Origin of the sequence: Lewinella cohaerens DSM 23179 (assembly GCF_000379805.1) — a bacterium.
In the GTDB taxonomy this organism is placed as follows: domain Bacteria; phylum Bacteroidota; class Bacteroidia; order Chitinophagales; family Saprospiraceae; genus Lewinella; species Lewinella cohaerens.
Genome location: NZ_KB903565.1, coordinates 242,165 through 259,021 on the forward strand (window position 1 = coordinate 242,165; position 16,857 = coordinate 259,021).

The following is a 16,857-nucleotide window of genomic DNA, read 5'->3' on the forward strand; positions in this document are numbered from 1 at the left end:
AGAAAGGCCCTAAATAGCAGAAAGGGTGTATGGGCTGGTGTCATGGTTAGTGTTTTTGGGGATAAGCTAAATTACAGATTAGTGAATATAATTCATTTTGTTATATGTAAGTGACTGTAGTCAAGATTTTAACATAAATAACTTTGTTTATGGGCCATGCCATCTCCCGTCCCGACTTTTCTAGTCAGGACGGGATCGGCACCGCGCTGTTCACTCTTATGTGCTCATGGCCGAGCCATTGCGCGCATACCGTTACCATCGCTTGTCCTTGCGCCGTCCCGGCCCCGGGCTTCGGCCTCACGGCCTACGCACTAAACAAAAAACGCCCCGGAACATCACTGCTCCGGGGCGCTTCTAAAGCAAATTCATGAATTTGCCTAGGTTTGCCATAAGGTTTACCCTAAAGGTTAATGCAAAATCACCACTTCTCGTGTCTGCACTTCGTGCCCATCGGCCGTGAGGCGTAGCAGGTAAGTTCCGTTAGGGAAACGGCGTGTATCAATGGTTAGTCCTTCCTGTGTCCATGTATCTACCTCCGTGCGAGACAACTCCTGACCAAAGAGGTTGTATAGCGCTACCGTTACGGGTGTGTCTTCCAGGCCATCCGCCTTCACTTGTAGTAGATCATTGACGGGGTTAGGGTAAACATTGAGCTTTATAGCGCCATTGTTACCGTTGCCGGTAAAGTCGCCTTCTTCGCCAGAGTAGTCACATACTACGGTTACGGATGCTGCGTACTCACAGCCATTGGCGTCAGTGATCAGCACAGTAAATGTCTGGGTAATGTAGCCCATCGTGAACAGGATACCCGGCAGAGTCGGATCAGTAGTAATGTAGCCATCTTCCAGCGGGAAGGTCAGCTGCCATTCGTAGCTATACGGTGGCGTGCCGCCAGTAGGTGTTACACCTAGGCGGTTGTTGTCGCTGTTACACTCAATGACAGAACTACCAAAGCTGAAGGTCGCGTCAATGTCGTTGTTCACCACTAGTATTTCCTGACTTACGGCGTTGGTGTTACCACATTTGTCCGTTGCTGTCCAGGTGCGAGTGATCAGTACACCGTCAGGCGTAGCGGTCTGTGTTTCGGAGAAGATCACCTCTACTGCTTCGTCGTAATCATCGCTGGCGGTTACGTCTGCTACTGGAGGGATAGCCGTACAGAAGACTTCTATATCCGCAGGGATATTGAAGAAGTCTGGAGCGTTGCCATCCACGTAGAAGACGGTAATTGCAGCCGAGCTGGTGTTTCCACAAGGATCGGTGGCAATGAACTTGTAGTCATACTGCGCAATGTAGCCATCAGCAGCACAATCACCTGAGGTCGTGCTTTCCACAAGCACTGCCGCAGTGATGGTGGCACAATTATCAGTCACCGTCACATCGTCGGCAGTCAATAATAGCGGATCACTTGGATCACCAAAACCATCGCCAACGGTGAGGAACAGTTCGTCGCCACTTTCCAAACCAAAGAGCAGGTCGCTAGTGAATTCAATTTCCGGCGCTTCATTGTCATCAAAGAAGACTTGCTGGGTAGCTGTACTCGTGTTGCCACAAGCATCGGTTGCCGTCCAGGTACGGGTGAGTACCTCACCACAACCACTTTCGCTACTCATCACTTCTTCGAGGAAGACCTGAGCTTGGTTGCCAGTACAGTCATCAACTGCGGTTACCACTACATCAATGCCTGTATTGTTACACATGTCTGCAGGTACACCACTGAATACAGGTCCATCATTGTCCAGTACGATGATGCTCTGAGTAAAGGTCATTGCGTTGCCGCAAGCATCGGTCACCGTCCAGGTGCGATCATAAGCTACTGGGTTAGCCGAGCAGCTCACTTCGATCGGCGCACTGTCCACAAAGGTCATGCTGGCGATTTCGCCGCAGGCATCGGTCGCTTCGATCATCGGGATGTCGTCGCCACAGTTTAGGGTCAGCTCGTTCGGGCTGCTCACCACGGGTGGCGTCATATCCACAAAGTCAATCATGATGCCCAAGCTAGTGGTGTTCCCACAAGCATCGGTCGCAGTTACGCTTAAGCGGTAACGCGCGAAGTAGCCATCCTCCAGGCAATCCCCCTCGTCCATGAGGTTGAGTTCGATGCTAGATTCTCCACTTCCACAACCACTGCCTACGCTAATCGCATCTTCCAACGCTGCTGCGGAGAAAGCAATGTCCTGGTCACAATCAATAGGCAGTTGTATCAAATCACCGTCCATCACGTCCCCAATTTCTGGATAGTCGATGGTGATGGTCGGGCCGCTGGTGCCGTTCAGACTGATACGCTGGGTATAGCTGTTCGTGTTACCACAAGCATCTTCAGCACTCCAGGTACGTTCGATGTACTGTCCACCATCACAGTCAATCGGGTCAGACTGACTGAAGGTAAGAGTCGCCAGTTCACAGTCATCCACCGCTTGTACATCCGCCACAGGAGGCAAGTTGTCAAGAGGGGCACAAGCATCTGCGGGCAAGCCCTGGAATACCGGTGCCGTTTCGTCTACGAGGAACCAGTTGATGGTTGCAACGCTTTCGTTACCACATTCATCGGCTGCTTTCCAGGTGCTGATCAGATGACCAGAGTAACCGTATTCGGCACAGTCAAAACCACCCAGGTCCTGCAGATCATAGGAGGTAGGAACACCACCGCTGCAGTTGTCAAATGCCGCTGCCGCACTGGCAATGATCAAGGAGATGTTACCGTATTCGGAACACTCGATGAACACATCTTGTCCTGGTGTGTAGGCACTGACGTATTCGTCCACAAACTCAATTACTGGTGGCGTGGTATCTTCCACGGTCACGATCTGTGTTTCTACACTGGTGTTGCCACAACCATCCGAAGCCAGCCAAGTGCGGGTGAGGGTGTAGTTGTTGGGGCAATCGCCATCGGTACGTACTTCGTTGAAGTTGTAGATCACCTCGGAGCAGGAATCAAACGCTTCCATTTCCGGCATTGCAGCGGTTTGATCACACTCAATGGTCACATCAGCAGGGGAATCTTCAAATACTGGCGGCGTGGTGTCGATGATTTCGGTGAAGAGCGTGTATACGGTCGTGTTACCACATACATCCTGCACCGTGAATACCTGCTGCCAACGGGTAAGCAAGTTGCCTGTACAAGGCCCGTCATACAATTGCGTAAGTACTTCTGTAATTCCAGCAAAGTCGATAGCCGAGCAGTTGTCCGTAATGGTCAGTTCTCCGATGTCAATCAGCGGGTCCCAGGTAGTAGAAGGTAGGTCGCATTCTACGACGTAGGTGCCACCGTCTGGAATACCATTGAAGCTCACTTCCGGTCCGGTATCGTCGATGAAAGTGTAGTTGCATACAAACGGATCAGAGAGATTACCACAGCCATCATCGGCAATAAAGGTGACAGTGATGACACGGCTACAGGTGCCGTCGTCAACTACGGTGATATCATCAACCGTGATAATGAGGTCTGCTTCATCAGCACAGTTGTCGTCTACGCAGCCTTGTAGGGGCAGAATAGCAACGCCACCTACTGTCCATCCGGTAAATACGTCGATTTCGTCGCCTTCGTTGAGCGAGATGGTCGCGTCGGCGGGGCAGACGTTACCGTCTTCCGTAAAGTAGGTCTGGTCGATCTGGCAAGCCAGGTCAAATACAGGTTCCGTATCGTCAAGGAAGGTGTAGTTGAGGGTGAATGGCTCAGAATCGTTACCACAACCATCATCCGCGATGAAGGTCACGGCGATGGTACGCATACAGGTGCCGCTACCGCTAACGGTAATATCATCTACGGTAATGATAATTTCCTCATCAAGTGCACAGTTGTCACTCACACAGCCTGCTAAAGAAGGAACGGCATTTCCGCCAACAGTCCAGCTGTCGCTTGTCGTAAGTTCGTCGCCTTCGGTGAGGGAAATAGTTGCATCTGCAGGGCAGAGATCACCATCTTCAGTCGTAAAGGTTTGATCTACCTGACAGGCTAAATCGAACATAGGAGCTTCCTCATCACTGAGGACAATCAGCTGCTGACAAGAGGTAGGCTCGCCACAACCCTCCGCCGTCCAGGTACGGATGATCGCGTACGCACCGTTGTTACAGCGCATGGTGATCTCATCACTGAAGGTTACGTCTACGTCACCGCACTGGTCTGTAGCAGTCGCCATACCGGTATCCATCGGGTCGGTAGAGTCGCCACAGGTGAGATCGGCATTAGCGGGACAAACGATCACCGCATTCGAAGTATTTTCGATCGTAATGCGAACGAAGAGGTTCGTTTCGGCTACGTTTCCGCATTCGTCGGTCAACGAGTATTCGTTGATAATGGTGGTTGAACAAGCCGTTGTATTTTCCTCGTAAGAGGCCACCACGGTTAATAACAGGTTGGCTAAATCACCACAGGCTTCCGTTACACAATTGTTCAGATCTACCTCGGTGATAAAGGAGCCACCGGCAGCAGAAAGAAACGTTCCGTTTGAACTGAGGGTGAACGAAGCTCCTGGTACATTGGGGCCTATAAATCTAGGGCAACCTTCGAAGGTCTCTGCGAAGGTGGTACAATTCAGCGCCAGTACGGGTGGCGTATTATCTACTATGGTGATAGTTTGAAGTTGGCTAGTGGAGTTTCCACAACCATCTGTTGCTGCCCAGGTACGGTTGATCGTACCCGTATTGCCACAAGAATCGTCAAAGGAGTCGCTGAATGTTATGGCAGCCGTTCCACAAAAATCCGAAGCAGATGGCGTTCCGGTATCCGCCGGATCGGTAGAGTCACCACATTCCACGTTCGTGTCTGATGGGAAGCTCACAAAGCTAGGAGGAAGATTATCTACAATAGTAATAGACTGAACACACGTACTGGTGATTCCACAGGGACTGGTTGCCGTCCAGGTACGAGCGATTACGCCAGTGCCTGAACCACAGCCACCAGGATCGAAATTGTCACTAAAAGTGATCGTTGCCATGCCGCAGTCTGTAGTAGCAGTAGCCGTTCCTGTATCGGCCGGATCCGTCGAATTACCACATTCAACCGTGGTATTGCCAGGACAGACAATGTTTGGAGGCGTAGTGCTGTTTTCATTAGTAATGGTGATTTTGGTAGTAATGATATCATCAGATACATTGCCACAAGCATCGCGGATCGCGATTTCATTCACCAAAGTGATGGAACATCCGGCCACGAAATCTTCAGAGTAGGAATCGACGAGGGTCCATTCCAGGTCCGTCAGGTCGCTACAGTTATCTGTGACACAACCGTTGAGATCAACTTCTACACTAAAGATGCCACCGGAAGCGGCTAGAAAAGTACCATCGTCAGGCACATCCTGCCATTCGCCGTTGGGTGTGTTTGGGCCAAAACCATCAGGACAATTGTCGAAGGTGGCGGTAAAATCAGCACAAGTCACTTCGGGACCATCCGTATCTCCGAAAGTAGCCACGATAGTCACCAAATCTGTAGAAATATTGCCGCAAGCATCTTGAATATCATAGGTGTTGGTCAGCGTTTGGCCACATGCAGCGTTGCCTATGGTGGAACTGACGAGGCGAATTCCTAAGCCATTGAAACCATCGGTACAGTCGTCGCTTACGCAGCCGTTAAGGTCCAGTTCAAAGCTAGCTCCGGTACCAATTCCGATACCAACGTTAATCATACCGTCTGCGGGAATAGGACCGAATCCACCACTGGGTACGTTAGGTGACAAAGTGGCGGAACATCCACCATCAAAGAAAGTCGTGAACTCCGCACAGCTTACATTAGGGGGAGTCGTATCGACGATATTTATAAATTGTACACAACTTGCAGTGCCGCCACACTCGTCAGTGGCTGTCCAGGTACGAGTAATGAGTCCCGTTCCAGAGCCACAAGAAGGGTCGAAAGAATCGGAGAAACCAACAATAGGAGCAGCCGGACAATCGTCGTCGGCGGTAGCTGTTCCTGTAGCGGAAGGATCAGTGGGCATGCCGCACTCGACGATAAGATCCGCAGGGCAGGTTGTTATGGTGGGATCTACGCCAGGGTCTTCAAAAAGGAATTTCACCAACACGGTTTCGTCCGCCACGTTGCCACAGGCATCGCGGAAGGCATATTCGTTGACGATGGTAAGCGAGCAATCAGTACGGTCTTCCTCGTAGGAGGCGATCGTGCTGTATTCAATGTCTGCTAAGTCGGTGTCGTTATCGCTTATGCAAGCGGATACATCGGCCGTTTGACTGAATATGCCACCCGCTGTAGAGCCGATTTCACCATCAGCGCCAACCAGAATCCAAGTAGGAGTAGTAATTGTGTTAGGGCCAAGGAAACCAGCACAGTAAGAGAAAGTTTCAGTGAAATCTGCACAGGTCACCTCTGGAGCCTCTGTATTTTCAATCACGGTGCCCTGAATTTCGATATTATCAAAACGCCAGGTGCCGGTGCTTCCCTCTGCATTGTAGCCAAATATTCTAAAAATTATTTTAGAATTGCTTAAGGGCTGCATAAAGGTCTGCGTACGCCAGCTTGTATTGTCGGGGATTGGTGTATCAACACTGCCTCCATACCCCGAATTAGGGACGAAAGCGTCTACCGTTGACCAAATGACAAAAAGGGTAGCAGGCCCAGTTCCCGAACGCCGCTCATCGAAGCTGATGCCGGTGACGTTTAGCGTAAAGCACGGATCTGCTTCCACAATAACTTCGAGATACCGGTCGGCAGCGATACCACCCGTGGGCCAGTTATTTCCTGAGTAGGAGTCTGTGCTGCCATTTCCCGAAGGAAAAGAAACGTTTCCGACATTTGGGCCGAATACAGCAGCAGTAGCGGTTACGTTAGTAGCCATGCTAGTGGCAGCAGTTGTCTCTCCTTCAAAATCCCAGGTGGCCAGTTGGGCACTGAGCTGGAGCGTTGCAGCTAAGAAGAATAAGACTAAAAAAGATCGTTGAAATGGAATGCATGATTGGGAGCAATATCGTCCGAATCTGTTGATGTTTTTTTTCATCAAATAGGGTTTGAAAAAAATGATAAAAATGTTGTAGTTGGTGTTTAATGTTGGGTGTTGCGAAAAGATAAGTTGGGCTGTCTCTCCGTTTATTGAAGACGACAGGTCAACTTATCCCATAGAGGTACTATGGCGTTTTTTTGGACAAAAAAAGATAGATAGGCTATAGAGAAAAAGCTCTTGATAGATGGCAAAAATATTTATTCTGTTTAGGTTGTCTATACCTAGTTTCTGTAAAGTATGGCCTCTATGAATTCCAGTAGTTTAGTGAATTATTAAAGTAAGGTGAAATAAAAGTAGGCTTGGCACAACTTCGTAACTAGAATTAAATGAGGGAAGACAGGGGGCGAGCAAAAAAGAAATGAGCCAATAAATATTTTGCGTGTAAGTTTTTTCGACAAACAAATGATGGCTCGGTGCTTCATCTGGCTAACGTACCAGAAGTAAAAACGCCATATTACTTGCTAACTTACTGTTTATCAGTATTTCCTCTGTGTTACTTTGTGTTAAAAAAAGATAAAGGGAGTTTTTTTAAACGGGTTAAAGTATCTACTTTTGCGCAGGTTTTAACAAACGACCAAAAAGCGACGTAGCGTGAAAGTATCTTCCCGTTTCTCATCTTATCTTTTCGTAGTGGTTCTGGCACTGTTGTCTGGACCCGTTTTTGCTCAGCACGATGATCATGGTCATGGCCACGATCACGACCACGATAGCCACGAGCAATCCCATGCCACCGAGGCCGGTGAGCACGGCGGTTGTGGTGATCATACCGAGGATGGCGAGTACGATCCGGTATCTACTGTAATGAATCACATTGCTGATGCCAATGAGTTCCATATCTGGAAAGGTGTTCACATTCCACTTCCTGTATTCCTGTATGCGCCTGAGCATGGCTGGACAACGGGTACGAGTAGCATGTTCCATCATGGAGAATCAGCTGTTGATCGCTATGTTTTGAACCATGGTCGTGCAAACCGTATTGCTGATGATAACTTCCCTATGGGCGAAGTTCACCTCGATGGTATTCTACACCAAGTAGAAACCACTACCGACGCAAAGGGAAAAACCAAAGAAACAGACGTTTACTACGCATGTGCCAAAGGTGAGCTTTGGAAATTGGATAAGCCATCTACTCTAGATGGTGGCATCTTGGGCGGAGGTATTACTTCTTTCTACGATTTTTCAATCACCAAGAACGTGTTCACCATGATCTTGGCTTCTTTGTTGCTGATCTTTATCTGGGGAGCAGTTGCCAAAGGTTACAAGAAAAATGAAGGTAAGGCACCTTCGGGTATTCAGTCATTCTTCGAGCCCTTCTTCACGTTTATTCGTGACGAGGTAACGAAGCCAATGATCGGACCTCGGTACGAGCGCTTTCAGCCATTCATCATGACCTTGTTTTTCTTTATCCTGTTTTGTAACCTTCTAGGGCTAGTTCCTTTCTTCCCTGGTGGTGCCAACGTAACAGGTAACTTGGCCGTGACACTGGTATTGGCTGTATTGGCCTTCATTATTACCAATATTCATGGTAATGGACATTACTGGGAGCACGTGGTATGGATGCCGGGTGTACCGACATTCGTAAAGCCAATTTTGACCATCGTAGAGGTTTTAGGACTTTTCATCAAGCCGTTTTCGTTGATGATTCGTTTGTTTGCCAACATCTCAGCAGGTCACATTATCATCCTGAGTTTGATCGGATTGATCTTCTTGTTTGGTGAGAATGGAAACAGTGTTGGTGGTGCAGCAACAGGCGCATTCATCGGTGGCTTGTTTACTGCTTTTATGAACTTGATCGAGTTGTTGGTAGCGTTTTTGCAGGCGTTTATTTTCGCTATACTGACAGCCTCCTACATTGGAGCTGCCGTAGAAGAGCACGAACACAACGACCACGAACACGCGCATTAATTAGATTTTAGTTTGTGAAGTCGCAATCTTGAATTGTGGCTTTACTTCAACATATTTTTAATCATAAAATTCACTTTATCATGGGTGCAATTGGAGCAGGTATTGCCGCATTAGGAGCCGGAATCGGCGTAGGTTTGATTGGTAGCCACGCAATGGACGCTATCGCACGTCAGCCAGAAGCTGTTGGTGATATTCGTAACAACATGATCGTTACTGCTGCCCTTGTAGAGGGTGCAGCACTGTTTGCTATCGTAGTTGGCCTTTTGGCTGGCTAATTTTAGCGAACGATCAAAAGAACCAACCAGTGGCCGTAGCGGTTGGCTACGGCCACGGTTGAATCTTTAAAGAATTGCCATTTTCTTTTTGCGTAAAGCAAGAGCAAAATATAGGAACAGCACGAAAATAAAAAGCGATTTGTTTTTCATAATAGTTAAATAAGCACTTCATTTAAAGCGTTTTAACTATTTGGAAAACTTAGAAAAATCGCAGTTTGTTTTCTGCGCAATATATAGACAATGAATATTTTTCTGTTAGCTGATTTTTCTGTTATCAAGCCGGATCCAGGTTTGATCTTCTGGACGTCTATCATCTTTATTGTATTATGGACGGTACTAGGACGGATGGCATTCAAGCCTATCCAGAACGCTTTGAAAAAGCGTGATAACGACATTCAGGAAGCGCTGGACGAAGCCAAGAATGCTCGTGAAGAAATGTCTAACGTTCAGGCCGAAAACCAAAAGCTACTGGCTGAAGCTCGTGAAGAGCGTGCCCGGATGCTGAAGGAAGCCAAGGAAACGAAAGATCAGATCGTAAAGGAGGCAAAGGATCAGGCGCGCGAAGAAGCGAAGAAGATCGTTACCAACGCCCAGCAGGAAATCGAAAGCCAGCGTAAGGTTGCTATGACCGAACTTAAGAAAGAAGTAGGTGCTATGGCGATTGATATCGCAGAGAAAGTATTGCGCAAGCAACTGGCCGGCGATAAAGAGCAGGAGCAGTTCGTCAATACTTTGGTAGACGATATCAAGCTGAATTAAAGACGTAAATACGCCATGCGTGGCGTATCAAAATCTAGACGCCTTAACGGCGTATCAGATTTAGACGCCACACGGCGTGTAATATAATAACACAGGCGCATGTCAGTACAAAGAATCGCAGGACGCTATGCTAAATCCTTGTTGGACTTGGCTCGGGAGCAAAACAAGCTCGACCGGGTACTGGAGGACGTGAAGTCTTTTCAGGCCGCCAGCAAGAACCGGGACTTTTACCTGCTGTTGAAGAGCCCTATCGTCAATTCTCGCAAGAAGCTTTCGATCCTCGATGCCTTGTTTCTCGATAAGTACGATGAGATGACCATGGCTTTTCTGCGCATTTTGGTAAATAAAGGTCGCGAACCTTACTTACCAGAAGTTGCCGAAGAGTTTATCGCTCAGTACAAGAAGATTAAGCATATTTCTACCATAAAAGTGACCACTGCTCAGCCAATGAGTGCTGCCGCTTTGGACGCACTGAAAGCTAAGCTTACTGCAAGTGATGCAACTGCCAAGTCGGTAGAAATTGAAACGGCTGTAAATCCTGAATTGATTGGTGGACTTGTCCTCGAATTAGATGACAAAATCTACGATGCCAGTGTCGCGCAGAAGCTGGAAGAAGTGAAGCGCAGCTTGCTTGCTTAATTAGGAACAGCACGAAAATAAAAAGCGATTTTGTTTTTCATAATAGTTAAATAAGTGCCTCATTTAAAGCGTTTTAACTATTTGGAAAACTTGAAAAAAAATCGCAGTTTATTTTCTGCGCAATAAACGTAAGTACATTATTCTTAAAATAATTATAAATCATGGTTGACGTAAAACCTGATGAAATCTCCGCAATCCTTAAGCAGCAACTGTCAGGTTTTGACAGTGCTACTCAGCTAGAGGAATACGGCACCGTATTAGAGGTGGGTGACGGTATCGCTCGCGTTTACGGTTTGTTGAATGCCCGTGCGGGTGAACTCGTTGAATTTGAAACTGGCGTTCAGGCTATCGTACTGAACCTGGAAGAAGACAATGTTGGTGTAGTATTGATGGGATCTAGTGATGGCCTTCGTGAAGGCTCACGTGTTCATCGTACTGGCCGTATTGCATCTATTAACGTAGGAGAAGGATACCTTGGCCGCGTAGTGAACCCATTGGGTGAGCCTATCGACGGTAAAGGAGAAATCACTGGCACTACTTATGAGATGCCTTTGGAGCGTAAAGCTCCTGGTGTTATTTACCGCCAGCCGGTAAACGAACCACTACAGACAGGTATCAAAGCCATCGATGCGATGATTCCTATCGGTCGTGGCCAGCGGGAATTGATCATTGGTGACCGCCAGACTGGTAAGACGGCGATTGCTATCGACACCATCCTGAACCAGAAGGAATTCTACGACCGTGGTGAGCCTGTTTACTGTATCTACGTAGCTTGTGGACAGAAGTCTTCAACGGTAGCACAGGTAGCTCGCGTATTGGAAGAGAATGGTGCAATGCCTTACTCTGTAATCGTATCTTCTTCTGCTGCTGATCCTGCTCCATTGCAGTTCTACGCACCATTTGCGGGTGCATCTATCGGTGAGTTCTTCCGGGATACCGGTCGTCCTGCATTGATCATTTATGATGATTTGTCTAAGCAGGCTGTAGCTTACCGTGAGGTATCGCTGCTACTTCGTCGTCCTCCGGGTCGCGAGGCATACCCTGGTGATGTATTCTACCTGCACAGTCGTCTGTTGGAGCGTGCCGCTAAGGTAATCGCTGATGATGGCTTGGCACAGAATATGAATGACCTTCCTGCTAGCTTGAAAGACGCAGGTATCGTTAAAGGTGGTGGTTCTTTGACGGCATTGCCGATCATTGAAACGCAGGCCGGTGACGTTTCTGCTTATATTCCTACCAACGTAATTTCGATTACCGACGGTCAGATCTTCCTCGAATCTAACCTGTTCAACGCAGGTATTCGTCCGGCGATCAACGTAGGTATTTCCGTAAGCCGGGTAGGTGGTTCTGCACAGGTGAAGTCAATGAAAAAAGTATCTGGTACCTTGAAACTGGATCAGGCACAGTACCGTGAATTGGAAGCATTTGCCAAGTTCGGTTCTGACCTCGATGCGGCTACCCTTTCTGTAATCGAAAAAGGTAAGCGTAACGTGGAAATCCTGAAGCAGCCTCAATATTCTCCGGAAACGGTAGAAAAGCAGGTAGCTATCATTTACCTGGGTACCAAAGGCTTGTTGCGTGATGTTCCTGTTGAGAAAGTGAAAGAGTTCGAAGAATTCTTCCTTGCTGAGATGGAGCGCCGTGAGCAAGGTGTACTGGACAACTTCCGTGCTGGTAAGTACGAGAAGGACGATCTTGCTAAAGTAGAAGCTTTGGCAAAGGAGTTGACCGCTCAGTACAAGAAGTAAACAGCGCGGTAAAAGCCCTGTTTCAAATTGTGAATACTTTATAATAAAGTTTGCCCCCGATGGCTAATTTAAAAGAAGTCCGTGACCGGATTGTTTCGGTCAAAAATACTCAGCAGATCACCAAAGCCATGAAGATGGTTTCGGCAGCCAAGCTGCGGCGTGCACAGGATGCGATCACTCAGATGCGCCCTTACGCCAACAAGCTGGACAGTATGCTGCGCAATATCCTTTCTAACTTGGAAGGAGATGCCGGTACTGTTTTTGGCCAGGAGCGTCCAGTCGAACGTGCCTGTATTGTCGTGGTTACTTCTAACCGTGGTCTTTGTGGAGCGTTTAACACAAACGTGATCAAAGCAGCACTCGCCGCTATGGAGGGTAAGTTTGCTGAGGTTCACGCACGTGGCAACCTCACGATGCTGTTTGTTGGTAAGAAAGGCAATGAGTATTTCAAGAAGCGTTACGCTGACTCAGTCAACATCATTTCCGATTACGTCAACCTGTTTGATGATCTGAGTTTTGAAAATACCAGAAAGGTCGCTACTTACCTGATGGACAATTTTAAAAATGGTCGCTTTGACGCGGTGGAAGTTGCTTACGGTGAATTCCGTAATGCAGCGGTTCAAAATACCGTTCATGTTCCTTTTCTACCAGTACCGAAGGTAGAAGCAGAGGAAGGTGCTACTAATAACCACCGCGCTGATTACATCTTCGAGCCTAGTAAAGAAGGCTTGTTGAGCCATTTGGTGCCAAGTATTCTACAAACGCAGTTCCATAAGTTTAACCTGGATACCCAAGCTTCTGAGCATGGTGCCCGGATGACGGCCATGGATGCTGCTACAGAAAACGCAAATGACTTACTGCGTGATCTGAAAATATCTTACAATAAAGCACGTCAAGAGTCGATCACCAACGAAATCCTCGAGATTGTTGGTGGTGCTGCGGCCCTGGAAAGTGCTTAGTGTTATATGTTTAAAGAAAGGGAAAAGGTCATTCTACTTCGGTGGGATGGCCTTTTTTAGTGCTCGCTGCGTTCGTGGTGCGATTGTTCCGAAAACACGGAATCCATTTTTTTCTAATGCTTTAAAAATGAGTAAATAGCCTTTAGAGGTGGTTTCAAATGCGGCTCTTCGAGCCACGGCTCGCCCATATCCTTCGCTCGGGCGGAGGTGGGCTTTCCCTTTCCCTCAAAGATGCCCCACCCCGGCAAAGCCGATTTCCTCAAGTTTCCAAAAAGCAGAAGCCCCTCGCGAGCGAAGCGAGCACCTCCTTTTAGCCGGAAGAGCACCCTGCGAGCCTTAGGGTTCGGCGAAGAACAACTTTCTCATTTGATACTGCCCTGCATGAAAGGTACAGCGTACCGCTTATCTTTATAGCAGTCTTTTAGGTTTTTATGGCGAGGTGCAGCGCACCGTACTATATTCAGCAGGATTGTCTACCTTCAATGGTTTTATTAAAGGTTGGGAAATATAGCACGGTGCGCTGCACCAAAAATCGCTAGCCTGGAATAGGGAACTTATTATTCGCCGACCCCTTAGCGAGTGGAACTCCCTCAAAAAACCTCTCTCTTCTATTCATGCTTTTTCGCGTAAAAATTGCATTTTTGAAACTCACCCCGAAAAGTAATTGGCGATGAAAAAATTTACCTCTGTTTACGATGTCGATGATCCTGCTAGTCTGGTAGCTGAAGCGTTAGCCTTAAAAAAGACGCCCTTTGCAAATCAGGCGCTGGGCAGGAATAAGACCGTCATCTTGGTGTTTTTCAACCCTAGTCTGCGTACTCGCCTGAGTACTGAATTGGCGGCCAAAAACCTGGGCTGTAACGTAATGACCCTCAATGTAGCAGACGGTTGGAAGCTGGAATTTGCCGACGGAACGGTGATGAATGGCGGTACAGCCGAACACATTCGTGAAGCTGCTGGTGTGATGAGCCAGTATGCTGATATCCTGGCAGTCCGGTCTTTCCCTGGCCTGGAGGACAAAGACAAAGATTATGCAGACGAAGTGATGAATGCTTTTGTCAAGTATGCTTCGGTTCCTGTTGTGAGCCTTGAGTCTGCTATCCGGCACCCACTGCAAAGTTTGGCCGACTGGGTGACTATCGAAGAATACAAAAAGCAGATTCGCCCGAAGGTAGTGCTGACTTGGGCGCCTCACCCGCGCGCTTTGCCCCAGGCGGTGAGTAACTCGTTCTTAGAGTGGATGCAAGCTGCCCCTGTAGACTTGGTCCTTACACATCCCGAAGGCTACGAACTCGATCCGGCATTTGTTAAGAATACGCCAGTAGCTTACAGTCAAAAAGAAGCATTTGCCGGCGCCGATTTTGTTTACGCCAAAAACTGGTCACCATTAACACCCTACGGAAAGCCACAGCCTGTAGCAGAAAATTGGCAGGTTACGAAGGAGAAAATGGATATGACGGATAATGGCTATTTTATGCACTGCCTACCAGTAAGGAGAAATGTCGTGGTGAGTGATGCTGTATTGGATAGTTCACAATCATTGGTATTGCCGCAGGCAGGCAATCGACTTTATGCAGCGCAGGCGGTGTTGCAGCGATTGTTGGGAGGAGTGGATTGAGGTTGGACTTCTTATATCTTGTATTACTAAACGAATAAAAGATGAATTCAAAGGTTGATGATTTCTTGGGTAAAGCCAAAAAATGGCGGCCAGAGATGGAGGAGCTAAGAAGAATCATCCTCGACTGCCAACTGAGTGAAGAATGGAAGTGGCGTGCCCCTTGCTACACGTTTCAGGAAAGTAATATTGTTATTTTAGGGGCTTTAAAAGACTGCTGTACCCTTGGCTTTTTTAAAGGGGCGTTGTTAAAAGATCCAAATAACATTCTAGCCAAGCCAGGAGAAAATACCCAATCGGCACGTGTTGTGAGATTTACGAGTGTTCGTGAAATACTAGAGCTGGAGCCAGTCCTGAAAGCCTATATCTATGAAGCCGCTGAGGTAGAAGAAGCTGGTTTGAAAGTGGAGTACAAGTCTGTTGATGCCTTTGCTGTTCCGGAAGAATTACAAAGTAGTTTTGATGAAAATCCAGCCTTGAAAACTGCTTTTGAGGCATTGACACCTGGCCGGCAAAAAGGATACTTGCTCTATTTTTCTGCACCCAAGCAGTCCAAAACCAAGAAAGCAAGAATTGAAAAGTATACCCAAAGAATTCTCGACGGCAAGGGGTTTCATGATTGTGTCTGTGGATTGTCGAAGAAAATGCCAAACTGTGATGGTTCGCATAAGCATATCGTATAAGATACGTAGTGAAACCTTTAAAAGTCAATGAAAAGAAATAGAAAACTATACTTAGTGTTGATCTTGACGACTGTTGCGCTGGGTTTGTTGTCTCGAACGAGCCTGGTTCCTAAATTGATCTATCCTTATCTCGGTGATTATCTGTACGCTTTGATGGTTTTCTTTTGGGTAGGGTTCTGTTTGCCCCGAACGGAGACCTTAAAAGTAGCGATGATTAGTATCATTATTTGCTATCTCATTGAATTTTTTCAGTTGTATCAGGCAGATTGGATTAATAATATTAGAAACTATAGGCTAGGCGGATTGATTTTGGGGCATGGCTTTTTATGGAGTGATATCGTAAGTTATACGCTTGGAGGTTGGACAGGCTATGGATTAGAATGGTATGCTTATCGAAGGAAATGAGGTGTAGTTTGCCAGAGATGCCTTGGTATTGCGTTTCTTGACCAGAAGGTTTAACTTGAAAGCATTCTCTGAACTAAACACACCGTCATGAAAAAGGTAATTACCGCGCTCGTATTCCTTATTTGCAATAATCCACTCTGGTGTTCACAAGTAGCTATCGGTGTGGACAGTGATAAAATTATCATATGGGAGTATTGGAAATTTGATGAGGGAGTGGAAAATCACGAGATGATGATTTTCAATCCTTCAGGAGAAAAAGTGGATGTTGTTTTAAGAAAGTGGTACCCAAAGGCGGAAAATATGCCTGTCAGAGAATATTTAGCAAGTGATGTATTCCTGAGTATTGATCAACTCAAGCCCAATGATTACAGGTTGTTTGATGATCCTACTTCGAAGATGCGGAAATATTACAGCGGCTTAATTGAAGTGTTGGTTAACGGTGAATTTGCGGGTTTATATGCTCTAATGAGGACGGCCAAACCACCTGTTAACAAAATAGAGGATGGTATAGTCATTAACCAGAGCACAAATATTGGAGAATATTATCCTTATGAAATCATCTACGAGTCACTGCAATTTAAAAGAAATAGGAACCCTGGGGTAAAAGTTCTTTTTCCTCAAGAGCAATTTTTTGGAGCAGGCTTTATGAAAGGTGAAAAGTTTAATCCTGATGAAATTGAGCTAGAAGATATTGCTACCTCCAATGTAGAGATTGTTGCGAAGGAGGAGTTTGATGTTTATTGTGTATCCACTAATCAGGGGGGCTTTTTAGCACTTAGTTTTGTAATTCCAGGAAAAGCATCACCTATACTACAGCGTAACTTTCGATACCAAGCCACGGAGCGAGGAGGGCAAACAATCGCTTTTATCGTTCCCCATTGCGTAAGGTTTGATCGTCGCAGAAAGTATCAATAACATA

Annotated in this window: 11 protein-coding genes; 10 read left to right on the forward strand and 1 reads right to left on the reverse strand. The window is 47.0% G+C overall.

Translation table 11 applies throughout. The annotated features are described in order from the left end of the window. Window positions 1–407: 407 nt before the first annotated feature. Window positions 408–6,947: a T9SS type A sorting domain-containing protein gene (locus A3EU_RS0122355; protein ID WP_020538438.1), complete on the reverse strand. Its 6,540-nt coding sequence runs from the start codon at window positions 6,945–6,947 to the stop codon at window positions 408–410. A gap of 594 nt (window positions 6,948–7,541) precedes the next feature. On the opposite strand from A3EU_RS0122355, the gene atpB reads away from it, so the two are divergent. The 10 genes from atpB (at window position 7,542) to A3EU_RS0122415 (ending at window position 16,853) form a co-directional block, all read left to right on the forward strand. Next, window positions 7,542–8,855, forward strand: a complete 1,314-nt coding sequence (gene atpB, locus A3EU_RS0122360) for a F0F1 ATP synthase subunit A (RefSeq protein WP_020538439.1) — start codon at window positions 7,542–7,544, stop codon at window positions 8,853–8,855. Between the two features lie 80 nt (window positions 8,856–8,935). After that, window positions 8,936–9,130, forward strand: coding sequence for an ATP synthase F0 subunit C (gene atpE / locus A3EU_RS0122365; protein WP_020538440.1), 195 nt, complete (start codon window positions 8,936–8,938; stop codon window positions 9,128–9,130). Between the two features lie 240 nt (window positions 9,131–9,370). Further along, the gene (gene atpF / locus A3EU_RS0122375) at window positions 9,371–9,889 is read left to right on the forward strand and encodes a F0F1 ATP synthase subunit B (protein ID WP_020538442.1); all 519 of its coding nucleotides are present in this window, start codon (window positions 9,371–9,373) and stop codon (window positions 9,887–9,889) included. 99 nt (window positions 9,890–9,988) lie between these two features. Continuing rightward, on the forward strand, window positions 9,989–10,528 hold the full coding sequence (atpH, locus tag A3EU_RS0122380; protein ID WP_020538443.1) for an ATP synthase F1 subunit delta: 540 nt from the start codon (window positions 9,989–9,991) through the stop codon (window positions 10,526–10,528). 161 nt (window positions 10,529–10,689) lie between these two features. Continuing rightward, the gene (gene atpA, locus A3EU_RS0122385) at window positions 10,690–12,276 is read left to right on the forward strand and encodes a F0F1 ATP synthase subunit alpha (RefSeq protein WP_020538444.1); all 1,587 of its coding nucleotides are present in this window, start codon (window positions 10,690–10,692) and stop codon (window positions 12,274–12,276) included. A gap of 59 nt (window positions 12,277–12,335) precedes the next feature. Next, window positions 12,336–13,235 carry an ATP synthase F1 subunit gamma gene (gene atpG, locus A3EU_RS0122390; RefSeq protein WP_020538445.1) on the forward strand — a complete coding sequence of 300 codons (900 nt, stop codon included), beginning with the start codon at window positions 12,336–12,338 and terminating at the stop codon, window positions 13,233–13,235. A gap of 670 nt (window positions 13,236–13,905) precedes the next feature. Beyond that, on the forward strand, window positions 13,906–14,853 hold the full coding sequence (locus tag A3EU_RS0122400) for an N-acetylornithine carbamoyltransferase (RefSeq protein ID WP_020538447.1): 948 nt from the start codon (window positions 13,906–13,908) through the stop codon (window positions 14,851–14,853). A gap of 41 nt (window positions 14,854–14,894) precedes the next feature. Then, on the forward strand, window positions 14,895–15,533 hold the full coding sequence (locus A3EU_RS31440) for a DUF1801 domain-containing protein (protein WP_020538448.1): 639 nt from the start codon (window positions 14,895–14,897) through the stop codon (window positions 15,531–15,533). Window positions 15,534–15,560: 27 nt separating this feature from the next. Then, window positions 15,561–15,938, forward strand: coding sequence for a ribosomal maturation YjgA family protein (locus tag A3EU_RS0122410; protein ID WP_026211537.1), 378 nt, complete (start codon window positions 15,561–15,563; stop codon window positions 15,936–15,938). 87 nt (window positions 15,939–16,025) lie between these two features. Then, window positions 16,026–16,853 (forward strand): hypothetical protein, encoded by an 828-nt coding sequence (locus A3EU_RS0122415; RefSeq protein ID WP_020538450.1) that lies wholly within the window; start codon window positions 16,026–16,028, stop codon window positions 16,851–16,853. The last annotated feature ends 4 nt before the right edge of the window (window positions 16,854–16,857 follow it).

What these genes read in the sequence shown, in the direction of transcription:
- A3EU_RS0122410 (WP_026211537.1), top strand. Translation starts at nt 15,561, where the DNA reads ATGAAAAGAAATAGAAAACTATACTTAGTGTTGATCTTGACGACTGTT.
- A3EU_RS31440 (WP_020538448.1), top strand. Translation starts at nt 14,895, where the DNA reads ATGAATTCAAAGGTTGATGATTTCTTGGGTAAAGCCAAAAAATGGCGG.
- A3EU_RS0122400 (WP_020538447.1), top strand. Translation starts at nt 13,906, where the DNA reads ATGAAAAAATTTACCTCTGTTTACGATGTCGATGATCCTGCTAGTCTG.
- atpA (WP_020538444.1), top strand. Translation starts at nt 10,690, where the DNA reads ATGGTTGACGTAAAACCTGATGAAATCTCCGCAATCCTTAAGCAGCAA.
- A3EU_RS0122415 (WP_020538450.1), top strand. Translation starts at nt 16,026, where the DNA reads ATGAAAAAGGTAATTACCGCGCTCGTATTCCTTATTTGCAATAATCCA.
- atpF (WP_020538442.1), top strand. Translation starts at nt 9,371, where the DNA reads ATGAATATTTTTCTGTTAGCTGATTTTTCTGTTATCAAGCCGGATCCA.
- atpH (WP_020538443.1), top strand. Translation starts at nt 9,989, where the DNA reads ATGTCAGTACAAAGAATCGCAGGACGCTATGCTAAATCCTTGTTGGAC.
- A3EU_RS0122355 (WP_020538438.1), bottom strand. Translation starts at nt 6,947, where the DNA reads ATGAAAAAAAACATCAACAGATTCGGACGATATTGCTCCCAATCATGC.
- atpG (WP_020538445.1), top strand. Translation starts at nt 12,336, where the DNA reads ATGGCTAATTTAAAAGAAGTCCGTGACCGGATTGTTTCGGTCAAAAAT.
- atpE (WP_020538440.1), top strand. Translation starts at nt 8,936, where the DNA reads ATGGGTGCAATTGGAGCAGGTATTGCCGCATTAGGAGCCGGAATCGGC.